The sequence below is a fragment of the Rhizobium sp. BK602 genome (assembly GCF_014195095.1).
In the GTDB taxonomy this organism is placed as follows: domain Bacteria; phylum Pseudomonadota; class Alphaproteobacteria; order Rhizobiales; family Rhizobiaceae; genus Rhizobium.
The window spans coordinates 178,800-192,613 of the sequence record NZ_JACIBC010000001.1 but is presented as its reverse complement, the minus strand read 5'-3'; the positions used below and the strand labels follow the sequence as shown (position 1 = coordinate 192,613).

Below are 13,814 nucleotides of genomic sequence, written 5' to 3'. Positions count from 1 at the left end.
GAAGCGCGAGATGCGAATCTGAAAGTCGCCATGCGTTCTAGGCACCAGGCGCCGTATCGACCGGTGGGAAATGCACCTGGCCATCGACGACTTCCGTTTCCGGCCGGTCGCCGCCATCGGCATATTCCTCATGCCACTTGCCGCGCTCGTCCTGCCAACTGATCTCGGCGGAATCGCCGCCGACCTGCTGCTCGGCCGCTACGATCCTGGCTGCCTCCACGGCTTCCGAATGGGTGGGAAATGCCTCGGAATAGACGTCTCGGAAACGATACGCCCATCCGCCGTCATGCGGCACGATTTCGTAAGTGACCTTGACCATGCATAGCCTCCTTCCCGTCCGCCAAGACCTTTGGTCCGGGCTCTACCCGGCAGGACCGCGGTCCATCTGAGACGAGTATCGAGGATGCCGCGATATGTGTTGGGCAGACCTATCGGCGCAGTATTCCATTAAACCGCGCCGACTGCAAATTTTGTCATCCACACACATGCTTGATGTGAGAAACCATTGATTTAGAGTGCAAAAGTGAATCGGCGCGAGAGGTGGGGATCTTGGCAATATCGAGCTGGCTGAAGCAGGAAAAATTCCTGATCGTCGCCCTGGCGGTGGGCATGATCGCCTATCTCTACGAACATTCCGTGCTGGAGATGGGGCGAACCGCATCGATCCTGGCAGCCGCGGCATTGATCGCCACCATCATACTTGTCTCCATGCGCGTCGCTCATCATGCCGAAATCCTGGCGGTCAAGGTCGGCGACCCCTATGGCACGATGATCCTGACGCTGTCGGCCGTCGCCGTCGAAGTCATCATGCTGGCGATCCTGATGGGCGGAGAAAGCTCGCCGACGCTCGTGCGCGACACCATCTATTCCGCCGTCATGCTCGACATCAACGGCATCATCGGCCTCGCCGCCCTGATCGGCGGGCTGAAGCATGGCGAGCAACCCTATAATGACGACTCCAGCCGATCCTACGGCGTGATGATCCTGACGGCCATGGGCATTTCGATGATCGTGCCGGAATTCGTCCCCGAGGCGAAATGGCACTATTATTCCGCCTTCACCATCGTTGCGATGATCGCGCTTTACGCTCTCTTCCTGCGCATGCAGGTCGGCAAGCACAGCTATTTCTTCAGCTACAGCTATCCGCGCATCGAAAAGCAGCACGGCGCCGAGGAAGAGCATCACGGCGAGGAATCGACGGTGACCTCCATCGTCACGATCCTGATCGGCGTCGTGCTGATCGGCGTGCTCGCAGAATTCATGTCCGCCTTCATGGATGTCGGCCTCAACAATAGCGGCGCGCCGCCCGCAATTGCAGCCATCGTCGTCGCCACCATTTCCGCGGCGCCAGAAATCCTGACGGCACTGCGCTCCGCTCTGCGCAATCGCATGCAGGCGACGATCAACATCGCCATGGGCGCCTCGCTCTCGACCGTCATCCTGACGGTGCCGGTGATGGAGGCAATCGCGCTCTATACCGGCCAGCCCTTCATCATGGCGATGACGCCGGTGCAAACGGTGATGATCATGATCACCCTCATCGCCGCCGCCATCAACCTCAATGACGGCGAAACCAACGCCATCGAAGGCATGACCCATTTCATCCTCTTCGCCACCTTCATCATGCTAACAATATTGGGACTTTGAGTCTGATTTCAGTAGGTTATGTCGAGGAGCGGAATCGAAATAAGAGACCGTTGATTCAAAATCTTAGCGCTACGCTTTCAAAGCCAAATGGTGGTGAGCCAATGCGCGATCAACCGTTGCCAGTTTAAGGCCCTCGACTTGACATTGGGCCAATAGCAATCGGTCAAACGGATCACGCGTCGCCGGTTCGGGATCGGCTGCCGTCAAGACATGCGAAGGTTCAATCGAAAGGATTGTAACTCCGAACTCTTCCAGGTGCCCGGAAATGTCTTCCAAAGGCATTCCCGGATCTAGCTTCCCCAATCTGGTTTTGATCGCCATCTCCCAGAGCGTTGCGACGCTGACGAAACTGACGGTAGCAGGGTCTAGCAGCCGGCTCGCCATACGAGGATACTCCTTTTCAAGAACATCCCCGAGGAGGGCTAAAACAATATGAGTATCGAAAAGGACCCTCATATCTCCGGCAACGGCCTCAAAAGAAAATCCTCCGGCAGTTGCTCATCGAAATCATCTGCGATGAACGGGATCGGATTGCGAACCCCTTTCGCGCGGAGGGACGCCCTGCCCGCCTCCAGATTCAGGCCACCGCGTTTCTTATGCGGCACCAGATCTGCAACCGGCTGGCCATTTCTGGTGACCACGATAACCTCTCCGTCCTCGACTTCGCGGACAAGTTCGGTCAACCTGTTCTTCATATCCCGGATAGCAACTGTCTTCATGGCTTAAAAGTAGCTACATGTAGCTACAAAATCAAGAAGCCCGCCATCGCTGACGGGCCTCCTTCAATTTGAGTGAGCTATTCGCTTACTTGCAAGCGCCGCAGAAACGCTGGATGCGGCGGCAAGCCTCCTCGAGAAGCTCTTCCGAGGTCGCGTAGGAGATGCGGAAGTTCGGACCAAGGCCGAAGGCGGAGCCATGGACAACGGCCACACCTTCCGATTCCAGCAGTTCCGACACGAAGTCCTCATCCGTCTCGATGACCTTGCCGCTCGGCGCCGTCTTGCCGATCAGACCGGCGCAGGACGGATAGACGTAGAAGGCGCCTTCCGGAACCGGGCACGAAATGCCCTTCGCCTGGTTCAGCATCGACACGACGAGATCGCGGCGGCCTTCGAAGATCTTCTTGTTGCGCGGAATGAAGTCCTGCGGGCCGTTCAGCGCTTCGACGGCTGCCCACTGAGCAATCGAGGTCGCACCCGAGGTCTGCTGACCCTGGATCATGTCCATGGCCTTGATGAGCTGCAATGGGCCAGCGGCATAGCCGATACGCCAGCCGGTCATCGCGTAGGCCTTCGAAACGCCATTCATCGTCAGCGTGCGGTCATAGAGGCTCGGCTCGACTTCGACTGGCGTGGCAAATTTGAAGTCGCCATAGGTCAGGTGCTCGTACATGTCGTCGGTCAGGATCCAGACATGCGGATGCTTGACCAGCACGTCCGTCAGCGCCTTCAGCTCGGCATGCGTATAGGCGGCGCCCGACGGATTGGACGGCGAGTTGAACATGAACCACTTGGTTTTCGGCGTGATCGCCTTTTCGAGATCGGCGGGCTGGAGCTTGAAGCCGTTGGCCTGCGTCGTCTCGACGAAAACCGGCGTGCCACCGCATAGCGATACCATCTCCGGGTAGGATACCCAGTAGGGCGTCGGGATGATGACTTCATCGCCGGCGTTCAATGTCGCCATGAACGCGTTGAACAGGATCTGCTTGCCGCCCGTGCCGACGATGGTCTGCTCGGGAGCATAGTCGAGGTTGTTCTCGCGCTTGAACTTGGCGGCGATCGCCTTGCGCAGTTCCGGGATGCCGGCGACCGGCGTGTACTTCGTCTCGCCGCGGTTGATCGCGTCGATGGCGGCCTTCTTGATATTGTCGGGCGTATCGAAATCCGGCTCGCCGGCGCCGAGGCCGATCACGTCGCGTCCTTTAGCTTTCAGCTCGCGCGCTTTCTGGGAAACGGCGATGGTGGCAGAAGGCTTAACACGGGAAAGAGCGTCGGCAAGAAAGGCCATGATGATCGGTCCTAATCGGTTGAACTGGGCAGAAAGCCTGTGGACCAGATTTCTGCGCTAAGCTCTATGTCGAATGTAGGCCGCCGTTTCAAGCACAAAGGCGTCATGGCGACGTTATTTCGCGCGCCGTAGACTGCACGCCACACGTTTTCGTTGGGTCGCCATACGCCCGCCATTTTCCAGGACGAAGACATTCTACACGCTCCGGCTGAAAGGGGCATCGAAACGGCGGGCAGACACGGAACGCTCTGCACGAAAGTTGATTCATTGCATCAACGACCTGATTCAATCTCTGAAGTCGCGCCGATTTCCTCCAAAAAATCAGATGGATCGCCTGACGCCTCCGCCGCCACAAATTAACCTTAACAAATGCTTTACGGCGCCGCAATTCGGTCCTGAAGCGGCCCGCTTCCCACACTCTTATCGTGTAATCGCAGCCAGTAACGTAGGGGGTAATCATGTTTCTGGATGACGAATGCGCAACCACGCGCCTGAAAGCGCGCAATCTCTTTTCTTCCTTCTCCATCGCAATGACAGCCCTGGCCGCCCTGACGGCCATGCTCTTCAGCCTGGTTACGGTGGCACGCGCCGAGACGGCGGCCCCGCCGGATCGATCCGGTCAGCAGCTCGCCAGCCTCATCCGTCCGAACGACGTCAATAGCGGCTCGCTGCTCTTCCCATCCAAGGAGCCCGGCTATTATGTCGAGGCACCGCGCCTGAAGACCGATGTCGAGATCGACGTCACCGGCCCCGTCTCGCGCGTCAAGGTCACGCAGCGTTTCCAGAACCCGAGCAAGGGCTGGGTCGAAGGCACCTATGTCTTCCCGCTGCCGGAAAGCGCGGCGGTCGACACCTTGCGGATACAGATCGGCGACCGCTTCATCGAAGGCCAGATCAAGCCGCGCGAGGAAGCGCGGCAGATCTATGAGGACGCCAAGGCCCAGGGCAAGAAAACCGCCCTGCTTGAGCAGCAGCGCCCGAACATCTTCACCAACCAGGTGGCCAATATCGGCCCCGGCGAAACCATTGTCGTGCAGATCGAATATCAGCAGGCCGTCCATCAATCATCGGGCGAATTCTCGCTTCGCTTCCCCACGGTCGTCGCGCCGCGCTATAATCCGCAGCCGATCGTCCAGAGCGTCGAGTTCAACAACGGCACCGGTTTCGCCGTGCCGCAGGACCCGGTGCCCAACCGCCAGAAGATCGAAGCGCCGGTCCTCGATCCGCGCGCAAACGCCAAGATCAATCCGGTCGCGCTGACGGTCCATCTCAAGGCCGGCTTCCCGCTCGGCGAGGTGAAGTCCGCCTTTCATGAGATCAATATCGCCGAAAACGGCCCGCAGGATCGCACGATCTCCTTGAAGGGCGAGGCCGCTCCCGCCGACCGCGATTTCGAGCTGACCTGGAAGGCTGCTCCCGGCAAGACGCCGAGCGCCGGCCTGTTCCGCGAGACCAAGGACGGCAAGACCTATCTCCTCGCCTTCGTTACGCCGCCGACCGCGCCGGATGCGGCGGCCAAGCAGCCGAAACGCGAGGTGGTCTTCGTCATCGACAATTCCGGCTCCATGTCCGGCCCCTCTATCGAGCAGGCCCGTACCAGCCTGGCGCTCGCCATCTCCAAACTGCAGCCCGAGGACCGGTTCAACGTCATCCGCTTCGACGACACGATGACCGACTATTTCGGGAACCTGGTCACCGCCACGCCCGACAATCGCGAAAAGGCCATCGCCTATGTCAGGGGACTGACCGCCGATGGTGGCACGGAAATGCTACCTGCCCTGTCGGATGCCTTGCGCAATCAGGGGCCGGTCGCCGATGGCGCCCTGCGGCAGGTCGTCTTCCTGACGGACGGCGCGATCGGCAACGAACAGCAGCTCTTTCAGGAGATCAGCCAGAACCGCGCCGACGCCCGCGTCTTCACCGTCGGCATCGGGTCGGCGCCCAATACCTATTTCATGACCAAGGCGGCGGAAGTCGGCCGCGGCACCTATACCGCCATCGGTTCGCAGGATCAGGTGGCCGAGCGGATGGGCGAACTATTCAACAAGCTCGAAAATCCGGCCATGACCGACATCGCCGCGACCTTCGCCGACGCCAAGGCCGAGAATATCACGCCGAACCCGATGCCCGACCTCTATGCCGGCGAGCCGGTCGTGCTGACGGCGCAGCTTGCGGACGCGCAACCAGTCGGCAAATTGCAGATCGTCGGCAAGACCGGCGACCAGCCTTGGCGCGTCGAGATGGATATCGCCAATGCCGCCGACGGCAAGGGCATTTCGCAGCTCTGGGCCCGCCGCAAGATCGACGACATCGAAGCCCGCGCCTACGAGATCCAGGATAGGGCCGTGCTGGACAAGCAGGTCGAGGCGGTGGCGCTTGCCCATCATCTCGTCTCGCGGGTCACCAGCCTGGTTGCCGTCGACGTGACGCCTTCGCGTCCGGACGACCAGCCCCTTGGCTCGGCCAAATTGCCGCTGAACCTGCCGGCCGGCTGGGACTTCGGCAAGGTCTTCGGCGAAGGCGAAAGCCCGGTCATTGCACCCAATGGCCAGCACAAGGCCTCCGTCGATCCCGTCAGCCCCGACGACGTCGATAGTGACGAAGCCGGCGGAACATCCGCACCGGACCTGCGGGCGCGCGTCGAGCTGGCAAGCCAGATAGCAGCCGCGCCGACGCCGGCCACCGCCGGGATGATCGCCCGCCAGGCGACCTCCAACGTCAACCTGCCGCAAACCGCAACGCCGGCCGAGCGCAACATCATGATCGGCCTGCTCCTCATCGCGCTCGCGTCAATCTCCGCCGGGCTGATGCAGCTGCGCCGCCGCTTCTTCGGGCGGTCGTGACATGACGGAAGGGGAACGCACCACGCTTTCCCCTTCTCCCTTCGGGGAGAACGGGCTCAGCCGTCTCGAAAAGCTCGTCTTCGCCTGCATTGCGGCCCTTGCCCTCGTGGGTCTGAGCTTTCTCGGCAATGGGCTCTACATCAAGGCCAAGGCCGAGCTGTCGCAAATCCTCCTGAAACGCGCCTTCGCCGCCGAATTGCGCGGCGAAGATGCAAAACCCTGGCCCTGGGCAGACTTCACCACTGAGGCCGAGGTGCGCGCGCCACGGATCCGTGCCGCAGCAATCGTGCTCACCGGCGCCAGCGGTGAAGCGTTGGCCTTCGGGCCGGGCTGGCTGACCGATACGCCTGAGCCAGGCGACGAGGGCACCGCCGTCATCGCCGCTCATCGCGACACGCATTTTCGCTGGCTGAAGGACGTCAGGCCCGGCGATCTGATCGAGGTCACGCGCCGCGACGGCAAGGTGGTCACCTTCCGCGCCGGCCACGGCCGCGTCGCGCGATGGGATCAAAACGGCATCGACCCGGCCGCGCCCGGCCATCACCTGGCGCTTGCCACTTGCTGGCCTTTCGACGCCGCCACGCGCGGGCCGCTGCGCTATATCCTCGACGCGGAGCGGGTCGAGCCGGGGTCCAAGGGGTAAGCAGACCCTGCCTGCGGACACAAAGACGTTATCGACGCCCTGGCCCGCCTTGAACCGCGATCCATCCACCCCACGTTGCAGGGGCAACCACGCCAGGGAGGAATTGGATCGATGCGCCTTCACGAAGCGAGATTTGCCGCTGCCCTTGTTGCTGCTGCCGTGCTGACCGCAAACGCCGCCTTGGCCGCCGAGGACAAGACCGTCAACACACAGAAGGTCACGGTCAGGGTGGAAACGATCGCAACCGGCCTCGATCATCTCTGGTCCGTCGAGGCACTGCCGGATGGCGCCTATCTCGTCACGGAGCGGCCGGGAAGCATGCGCATCATCCGCGACGGCAAGGTATCAGAGCCCATCGCCGGCGTGCCGGAGGTGCATGCCCGTGGCCAGGGTGGGTTGCTGGATGTCGCTCTCGATCCGAAATTCGCCAGCAACCGCACCATCTTCTTCACCGCCTCCGTTTCAGGAGATGGCGGCAGCGGCACCGCCGTCTTCCGCGCCATCCTGTCGCCCGACGAGACGCGCCTGAGCGAGGTGAAGCGCATCTTTCTGATGAACAGGCTGTCGCGCGGCAATATCCAATATGGCGCACGTATCGCCTTTGCCGGGGACGGCAGCCTGTTCGTCAGCCTCGGCGATCGCGGCGAACAGGATCGCGCCCAGGATTTTGAGGACGATGCCGGCTCGATCATCCATATCAAGGCCGACGGCGGCATTCCCACCGATAATCCGTTCAAGGACGGCGGCAAAGCCCTGCCCGAGATCTGGTCCAAGGGGCACCGCAATCCCCAGGGCATCGCCTTCGACACCGCCGATGGCAAGCTCTATACGGCGGAACACGGTGCCAGAGGCGGCGACGAGATCAACACGCCGGAAGCCGGCAAGAATTATGGCTGGCCGGTCATCTCCTATGGACGCAACTACTCCGGCACCAAGATCGGCATCGGCACCGAGAAGAAGGGGATGGAACAACCGATCTTCTACTGGGACCCCTCGATCGCGCCCGGCGCCATCGCCATCTATCGCGGCAAGATGTTTCCGGAGTGGAACGGTGACTTCCTGGTCACGGCGCTGAAATTCCAGCTGCTCTCGCGCCTCGAGCGCGACGGCAGCGGCAAGGTGGTCGAACGCGAGCGCCTGTTCGAAGACGAATTCGGCCGATTGCGCGATATCGTCGTCGCCCCGGACGGCGCGCTGCTGATCACCACCGACGAGGACAATGGTGCCTTGCTGCGGGTCTCCAGGGCGACGCGATAGCGGCGGGATCGGGCGCCTCACAGCAGGTTTCGCCCTTGCCCCGGCAAAAGGCAGCTGCTAACGGTCGCCCTCCTTTTCTCCCCCACCCGCAGGATGCAGATGACTCGCATACAGGCGAATTTGGTATTGTTGCTGGCTGCCGCCATCTGGGGCGGCGGCTTCGTCGCGCAATCGACGGCGATGAAGGCGATCGCACCATTCTGGTTCATCGGCCTGCGCTTTACCGTCGCCACCATCGTCGTCCTGCCCTTCGTCTGGATGGAAAACCGCAAGGTCGAAAGGCCTCTGACGCGTCGTAACCGGCTCTCCTTTCTGCTCATCGGCCTGGCGCTCTTCGGCGGCGCGGCGACGCAGCAGATCGGGCTCCTGACGACGACCGTCACCAATTCGAGCTTCATCACCGGCCTCTATGTCGTCTTCGTACCGCTGATCGCCGTCGTCTTCTTTCGTCGCCAGCCGCATTGGGTGATCTGGCCCGCGGCGCTGATGGCGCTGAGCGGCATCTACCTTCTGTCCGGCGGCTCGCTGGCGCACTTGACGATCGGCGACATGCTGACGGTCGTCTGCGCCCTCTTCTGGGCGGCTCAAATTACGCTCGCCGGCGCGTCGGTCGGTGAAACCGGCCGGCCGCTCGGCATTTCCGCCACGCAATTTGCGGTTACCGCCATTCTGACTCTGGCCGTCGCGGTAATTTTCGAGCCGATCAGCATCGCCGCTATCCGCGCGGCGCTCGGCGAGATCCTCTATGTCGGCATATTCTCCTCCGGCCTCGCCTTTGCGCTGCAGGTGATCGGCCAGCGCTATACGACCGCGCCGCAAGCCGCGATCTTCCTCTCGTCAGAGGCTCTGTTCGGTGCATCTCTCGGGGCGTTGCTACTCGGTGAAACCATGGGACCGCTTGGCTATATCGGCTGCACTCTGATGTTCACCGCCATGCTCGCTGTGGAGCTGGTGCCCGAACTGACGCGCCGGCGCAGCGTCACCGCGTAAAAAACCGGTAAAATTACTCGCTATGGCTGTTTCAGACGGCGATCGCTGAAATTTTTTCGAATGCTCGAAAAAACGGATTTTTCAGATCCTATTTGGGAAAATCTCGTCAAATTTATATCGCAAACGATACAAAAACCTTAGAAATTCGTGGCCGCGAGGGAAAATTTGCGAATCGCTTTAGCAGGGTTGCATTACGGCAATAAGCCCCTTTTTGGACGTTAGAAAACTTTTGCTTGCCAATTCCCAATAAACACAGCACTCTCAACGGTGTTCGGGCATTTTTAGAGCATGGGAAGTCCTAAGAAATTGCGCGCCGGGAACGCTAATATTCCGGTCAGCCTGGTTGGGGAACGATACGCGGATATCACTTCATGACCACGCCGAGGTATAGGGACCTTTTCCTTTAAATTGCGACAACTGCCTGCAAGCGCCCGCAAGGGCAATACACGTAATGCTGCCCTTGTGGATGGTGGGCAGAGAGAAAAGGACCTGACGCATGGCCGAGACTGGCACTGTAAAGTTTTTCAATACCGATAAGGGCTTCGGTTTTATCAAACCGGACAAGGGTGGCGCGGACATCTTTGTGCATATTTCCGCAGTACAGGCTTCTGGTCTGGCAGGATTGTCGGAAAACCAGAAGGTAAGCTTCGACACGGAACCGGATCGCCGCGGCAAGGGACCGAAGGCCGTCAATCTGCAGATTGCCGGCTGAGAGCACTTAGAGGCTATCTTTCGAGTTGAGGCCCGGCAGAGATGCCGGGTTTTGTCATTCAGTCTGCATTCAGCTTGCCGTGTCTAGTCTACCCCTAACGCAAGATCGGGAACATGATCTTCCCGATTCCCTCAGAGGATAGACCAATGAACGCGCTCGGCAAAACCCTCCTGATGTCCACCATGGCGGCAGCTCTGACGCTGACCTCCATCTCCACAGCTTCAGCCGACGATCGCTGGCATCGCCGCGATGGCTGGGCGCTCGGCGCCGCAGGGCTCGCAACCGGCCTGATCGTCGGCTCCGCCATCGCCAACCAGCCGCGCTATGTCGAACCAGAGCCGGTCTATGTCGATCCCGACTATGCACCGCCCCCGGCCTATTATTATCGCGCGCCGCCGCGCCGCGTCTATGTCGAGCGCGATGTCAGCTATTATGCACCGCCGTCCGCCGGCCTGCGCCCCTGGTCGTCGCAGTGGATGCGCTACTGCTACGATCGCTACAGAAGCTTCGACGGCCGCAGCGGCACCTATGTCGGCTATGACGGCATGCGCCACTTCTGCACGGCCGACTGATCGCCGAACGGATTGACATCATGAAAAAGCGCCGCGAAATCGCGGCGCTTTTTGTGTTTTCAGAGACCGCGCAGGAACGGGTTTGTCCGGCGCTCCTCGCCGATCTGGCCGCCCGGACCATGCCCACAGATGAAGCCGACATCGTCACCCAGCGGGAACACCTTGTCGCGGATCGAATCCAGCAATTGCTGATGATTGCCGCCCGGCAGATCGGTACGGCCGATCGAACCCTGAAACAGCACGTCGCCCACATGCGCGAATTTCTGCGCCTTATTAAAATAGATGACGTGACCCGGCGCATGACCGGGGCAATGGAAAACCTCGAATTCATGATCGCCGAAGGAAACCTTGTCGCCATCCTTCAGGAAGCGATCCGGCACGACGTTGCGCACGCCCTCTATGCCGAACATCTTGGCCTTGCCTTCGATGTCCTGCAGCAGCGGCAAATCATCCTCATGCGGCCCGATCACCTCCAGCCCCAGTGCGGCGCGCAATTCGTCGGCGCCGCCGGCATGATCGATATGACCATGCGTCAGCCAGATCGCCTTCAGGGTGATCCCGTTCTCGCGCACGGTCTGCAGGATGATATCGACATCGCCGCCAGGATCGACCACCACTCCTTCCTTCGTCTCCGGGTCGAACAGGATGGTGCAGTTCTGTTCGAAAGGTGTCACCGGAATGATGCCGGCCTGGAGCATGCCCATGAAGCGCCTCGTCTGTTTGATATCCGTGCTGCCGGTATAATCACAAACACCCGGTAAAACAGCCCCTCGCCCGGAAAATGGCGCCGCCGGCGAACGCTTGTCGCCAATTCGGACGATCGTCCGGATCGGACCAAACTCCACAAATTTTTCTAAAAGAGACAATAAAACAGCCTGTTACGAGATTTCCCTCCAACGGCACATGGGCGGTCACGGCCACCAGCGGAACACTCAAGCATTCGGGGCGTTTGACATTCAAGCTCCCATTGCAAAGGAGAAAGCCTATGCCCTTGAAGAAAAACCTGCTGCTGGCCAGCCTCGTTCTCGTCGGCAGCGCCGGATTGGCGCAGGCCGAAATGTCCGCGACCACCGCCACGGACATGGAAGTTCGCTCCGGCCCCGGCCAGGAATATCCGACCATCGGCATGGCGACCCGCGGCTCCGAAGCTACCCTGGATGGCTGCATCGAAGGCAGCCGCTGGTGCCGCGTCGACGTCAACGGCATGCGCGGCTGGGTCTACGCGCAATATCTGAATGTCGAGCAGAACGGCAATATGCTGGTCGTGGAACAGCACCGGGATGATCTCGGCATACCCGTGATCTCCTATCAGCAGACCGACCCCGTACAAACCGGAAGCGTCCAGACGGCGCAGCCCGGCCCGGATGACGAATTGATCGGCCCCGTCGATCAGGACAACGGCAATGTCGTGGCGATCACGCCGCCAAGCGAGGTCCAGACCTATATTGCCGAGAACCCGGCCGAAACCGTTCGGCTGCGGGGCAATGTCGTGATCGGCGCCACGCTTCCGCAGAGTGTGACGGTTCATCGCATACCGGACTATCGATACAGCTACGTCGAGGTGAATAGGCAGCCGGTCCTGGTCGATCCGGAGACCCGTCGCATCGTCTATGTCTACCAGTGATTCGCGCCTCAACGGCAGCAATAGGTCAAAATCGCAAGCGGCCGGGTGGCCGCCTGCCCGCTCAGGCAGCTTTTCCCCTGATTTATCGAAGAAATCTCCCGTTGGAGTTGCCTTTCTATTTCCACCGACCGGTGCATGATGTAATTCTTATATGACTGAGGATTACCGCCACTCCCGAGGCTTGATCCGGGACGCGGCGCGACGGCATCCGGAAATGGCTTCCGGAACAACGGGAGAAGGGTAATCATGGAAAGTTTGGGGCCTATCATCACGCAGCTGGTTGCTGGCGCTATCGGCGGTAACGGAGCCAGCGCCGTCCTGAAGCAGGAAGGGATCAATCTTGTCGCCAGAACGATCGCCGGCGCGATCGGCGGTCTCGGCGGCGGCCTCCTCCTCAACCTGATCGGCAGCGAAGCTCTCACCGGCTATATTGCGCAGGGCCTTTCCTCGCTGGTCGCCGGCGGCGTGCTCTCGGCCATCGTCGGCGCGGTGCTCGGCCGCAAGTAAGACAGGACAATGGACCGACAAGGCCGGATGTGCCGTCCGCATCCGGCCTTGTCGCTCATTCCGGAAACTGCTTCCTGGACATGACAACCGATGGACGTTCCTTCGTAAGCGTTCATCGCTTTTGCTGATGGACGATACCATGAGCTTTCGTGGCGTGCTCGCCACGACGCAGGCGTCAACCTGGCGCCGGGCAGCTTTGCTTGCCACCGGTATTCGATATCCCTGTCGCTCGACCACCAATGAAGCAGACCCAATCCATCATACCCAACGCTGCGATTGTCGCTTATTGTCGCTGTTTCGCCTCCTCCACAAAACAGGGGGGAAAATTCGAAACACGCTGGAGTTTCGCCAGGCCCGGCCTAATTTGCAGATGATGGCGATCCGTGGGGCCATTCAGGATCGATGGAAACTTGTCACGACACAGGATATGTCAATGAGGCTGACATATTCTCGGCACGGGTTTCCCACTGGCCCAAAATAGGAAAGGAAATGCCAAGGTGACACGACAGATGAACCATAAAGCGGCGAAACCGGACTTGCTGGCAACGCCGATGGGGAATGTCGGGATCATCGATTTCGAGATCATCGAGCTGCTTTTCTTTGCCTATCGCGACTTCGTCTCCGATCCGGACCAGATCCTGGACAAGAGCGGCTTCGGGCGCGCGCATCACCGCGTCGTCCATTTCGTTAACCGCGAACCCGGCATGACGGTTGCGGACCTTTTGGAAACATTGAAGATCACCAAGCAGAGTTTGGCCAGGGTTCTCAAACAATTGATCGATTCAGGTTATATTCGTCAGGTGGCCGGGCCCGAGGATCGTCGACAGCGCAAGCTTTATCCGACCCAGGCCGGCCGCGATCTGGCCCTGGCGCTGGCCGAGCCGCAATCGCGCCGTATTGAACGGGCATTCGAAGGTGCCTCCGAGGCGACGCGCGAAAGCGTCAAACGGTTCCTGAGGGGAATGCAGGACTGAGATGTGATTTCGTATCGGAAAATGCCCATACGGATTTG

15 protein-coding genes are annotated in these 13,814 nt (G+C 60.3%); 10 read left to right on the top strand and 5 right to left on the bottom strand.

The window, feature by feature from the left end; all coding sequences use genetic code 11:
* Window positions 1-37: 37 nt before the first annotated feature.
* Entirely contained in the window at window positions 38-319 is a 282-nt protein-coding gene (locus FHX11_RS00940) for a DUF2188 domain-containing protein (protein WP_184354141.1), read from the bottom strand.
* A gap of 230 nt (window positions 320-549) precedes the next feature.
* On the opposite strand from FHX11_RS00940, the gene FHX11_RS00935 reads away from it, so the two are divergent.
* A complete protein-coding gene (locus tag FHX11_RS00935) occupies window positions 550-1,647 on the top strand; it encodes a calcium:proton antiporter (RefSeq protein ID WP_184354138.1) in 1,098 nt (365 codons plus the stop codon).
* 69 nt (window positions 1,648-1,716) lie between these two features.
* On the opposite strand, the gene FHX11_RS00930 is transcribed toward FHX11_RS00935, so the two are convergent.
* The 3 genes from FHX11_RS00930 to FHX11_RS00920 all read right to left on the bottom strand — a co-directional run bounded on the left by FHX11_RS00930 (window position 1,717) and on the right by FHX11_RS00920 (window position 3,654).
* Entirely contained in the window at window positions 1,717-2,103 is a 387-nt protein-coding gene (locus FHX11_RS00930; RefSeq protein WP_184354136.1) for a type II toxin-antitoxin system VapC family toxin, read from the bottom strand.
* Entirely contained in the window at window positions 2,100-2,366 is a 267-nt protein-coding gene (locus FHX11_RS00925; protein WP_184354134.1) for a type II toxin-antitoxin system prevent-host-death family antitoxin, read from the bottom strand. The genes FHX11_RS00930 and FHX11_RS00925 overlap by 4 nt, the downstream gene beginning before the upstream one ends.
* A gap of 85 nt (window positions 2,367-2,451) precedes the next feature.
* The gene (locus FHX11_RS00920; RefSeq protein ID WP_184354132.1) at window positions 2,452-3,654 is read right to left on the bottom strand and encodes a pyridoxal phosphate-dependent aminotransferase; all 1,203 of its coding nucleotides are present in this window, start codon (window positions 3,652-3,654) and stop codon (window positions 2,452-2,454) included.
* Window positions 3,655-4,112: 458 nt separating this feature from the next.
* On the opposite strand from FHX11_RS00920, the gene FHX11_RS00915 reads away from it, so the two are divergent.
* The 6 genes from FHX11_RS00915 to FHX11_RS00890 all read left to right on the top strand — a co-directional run bounded on the left by FHX11_RS00915 (window position 4,113) and on the right by FHX11_RS00890 (window position 10,671).
* Window positions 4,113-6,497 carry a marine proteobacterial sortase target protein gene (locus FHX11_RS00915; protein WP_184354130.1) on the top strand — a complete coding sequence of 795 codons (2,385 nt, stop codon included), beginning with the start codon at window positions 4,113-4,115 and terminating at the stop codon, window positions 6,495-6,497.
* A gap of 1 nt (window position 6,498) precedes the next feature.
* Complete coding sequence (locus FHX11_RS00910; protein ID WP_184354127.1) at window positions 6,499-7,140, top strand: class GN sortase; 642 nt, start codon at window positions 6,499-6,501, stop codon at window positions 7,138-7,140.
* A gap of 111 nt (window positions 7,141-7,251) precedes the next feature.
* Window positions 7,252-8,397: a PQQ-dependent sugar dehydrogenase gene (locus FHX11_RS00905; RefSeq protein WP_184354126.1), complete on the top strand. Its 1,146-nt coding sequence runs from the start codon at window positions 7,252-7,254 to the stop codon at window positions 8,395-8,397.
* Window positions 8,398-8,496: 99 nt separating this feature from the next.
* Window positions 8,497-9,387 carry a DMT family transporter gene (locus tag FHX11_RS00900; RefSeq protein WP_184354123.1) on the top strand — a complete coding sequence of 297 codons (891 nt, stop codon included), beginning with the start codon at window positions 8,497-8,499 and terminating at the stop codon, window positions 9,385-9,387.
* Between the two features lie 496 nt (window positions 9,388-9,883).
* A complete protein-coding gene (locus FHX11_RS00895) occupies window positions 9,884-10,099 on the top strand; it encodes a cold-shock protein (protein ID WP_004116423.1) in 216 nt (71 codons plus the stop codon).
* Between the two features lie 146 nt (window positions 10,100-10,245).
* A complete protein-coding gene (locus tag FHX11_RS00890) occupies window positions 10,246-10,671 on the top strand; it encodes a BA14K family protein (RefSeq protein WP_184354121.1) in 426 nt (141 codons plus the stop codon).
* 59 nt (window positions 10,672-10,730) lie between these two features.
* Here the strand turns inward: FHX11_RS00890 and FHX11_RS00885 are convergent, their stop codons facing one another.
* Entirely contained in the window at window positions 10,731-11,375 is a 645-nt protein-coding gene (locus FHX11_RS00885; protein ID WP_184354119.1) for an MBL fold metallo-hydrolase, read from the bottom strand.
* A gap of 281 nt (window positions 11,376-11,656) precedes the next feature.
* Between FHX11_RS00885 and FHX11_RS00880 the strand changes: the two genes are divergently transcribed.
* The 3 genes from FHX11_RS00880 (at window position 11,657) to FHX11_RS00870 (ending at window position 13,776) form a co-directional block, all read left to right on the top strand.
* Window positions 11,657-12,295 (top strand): DUF1236 domain-containing protein, encoded by a 639-nt coding sequence (locus tag FHX11_RS00880; RefSeq protein WP_184354117.1) that lies wholly within the window; start codon window positions 11,657-11,659, stop codon window positions 12,293-12,295.
* A gap of 246 nt (window positions 12,296-12,541) precedes the next feature.
* The gene (locus FHX11_RS00875) at window positions 12,542-12,802 is read left to right on the top strand and encodes a hypothetical protein (RefSeq protein WP_184354115.1); all 261 of its coding nucleotides are present in this window, start codon (window positions 12,542-12,544) and stop codon (window positions 12,800-12,802) included.
* A 497-nt stretch (window positions 12,803-13,299) separates the two neighbouring features.
* On the top strand, window positions 13,300-13,776 hold the full coding sequence (locus tag FHX11_RS00870; RefSeq protein ID WP_184354113.1) for a MarR family transcriptional regulator: 477 nt from the start codon (window positions 13,300-13,302) through the stop codon (window positions 13,774-13,776).
* The last annotated feature ends 38 nt before the right edge of the window (window positions 13,777-13,814 follow it).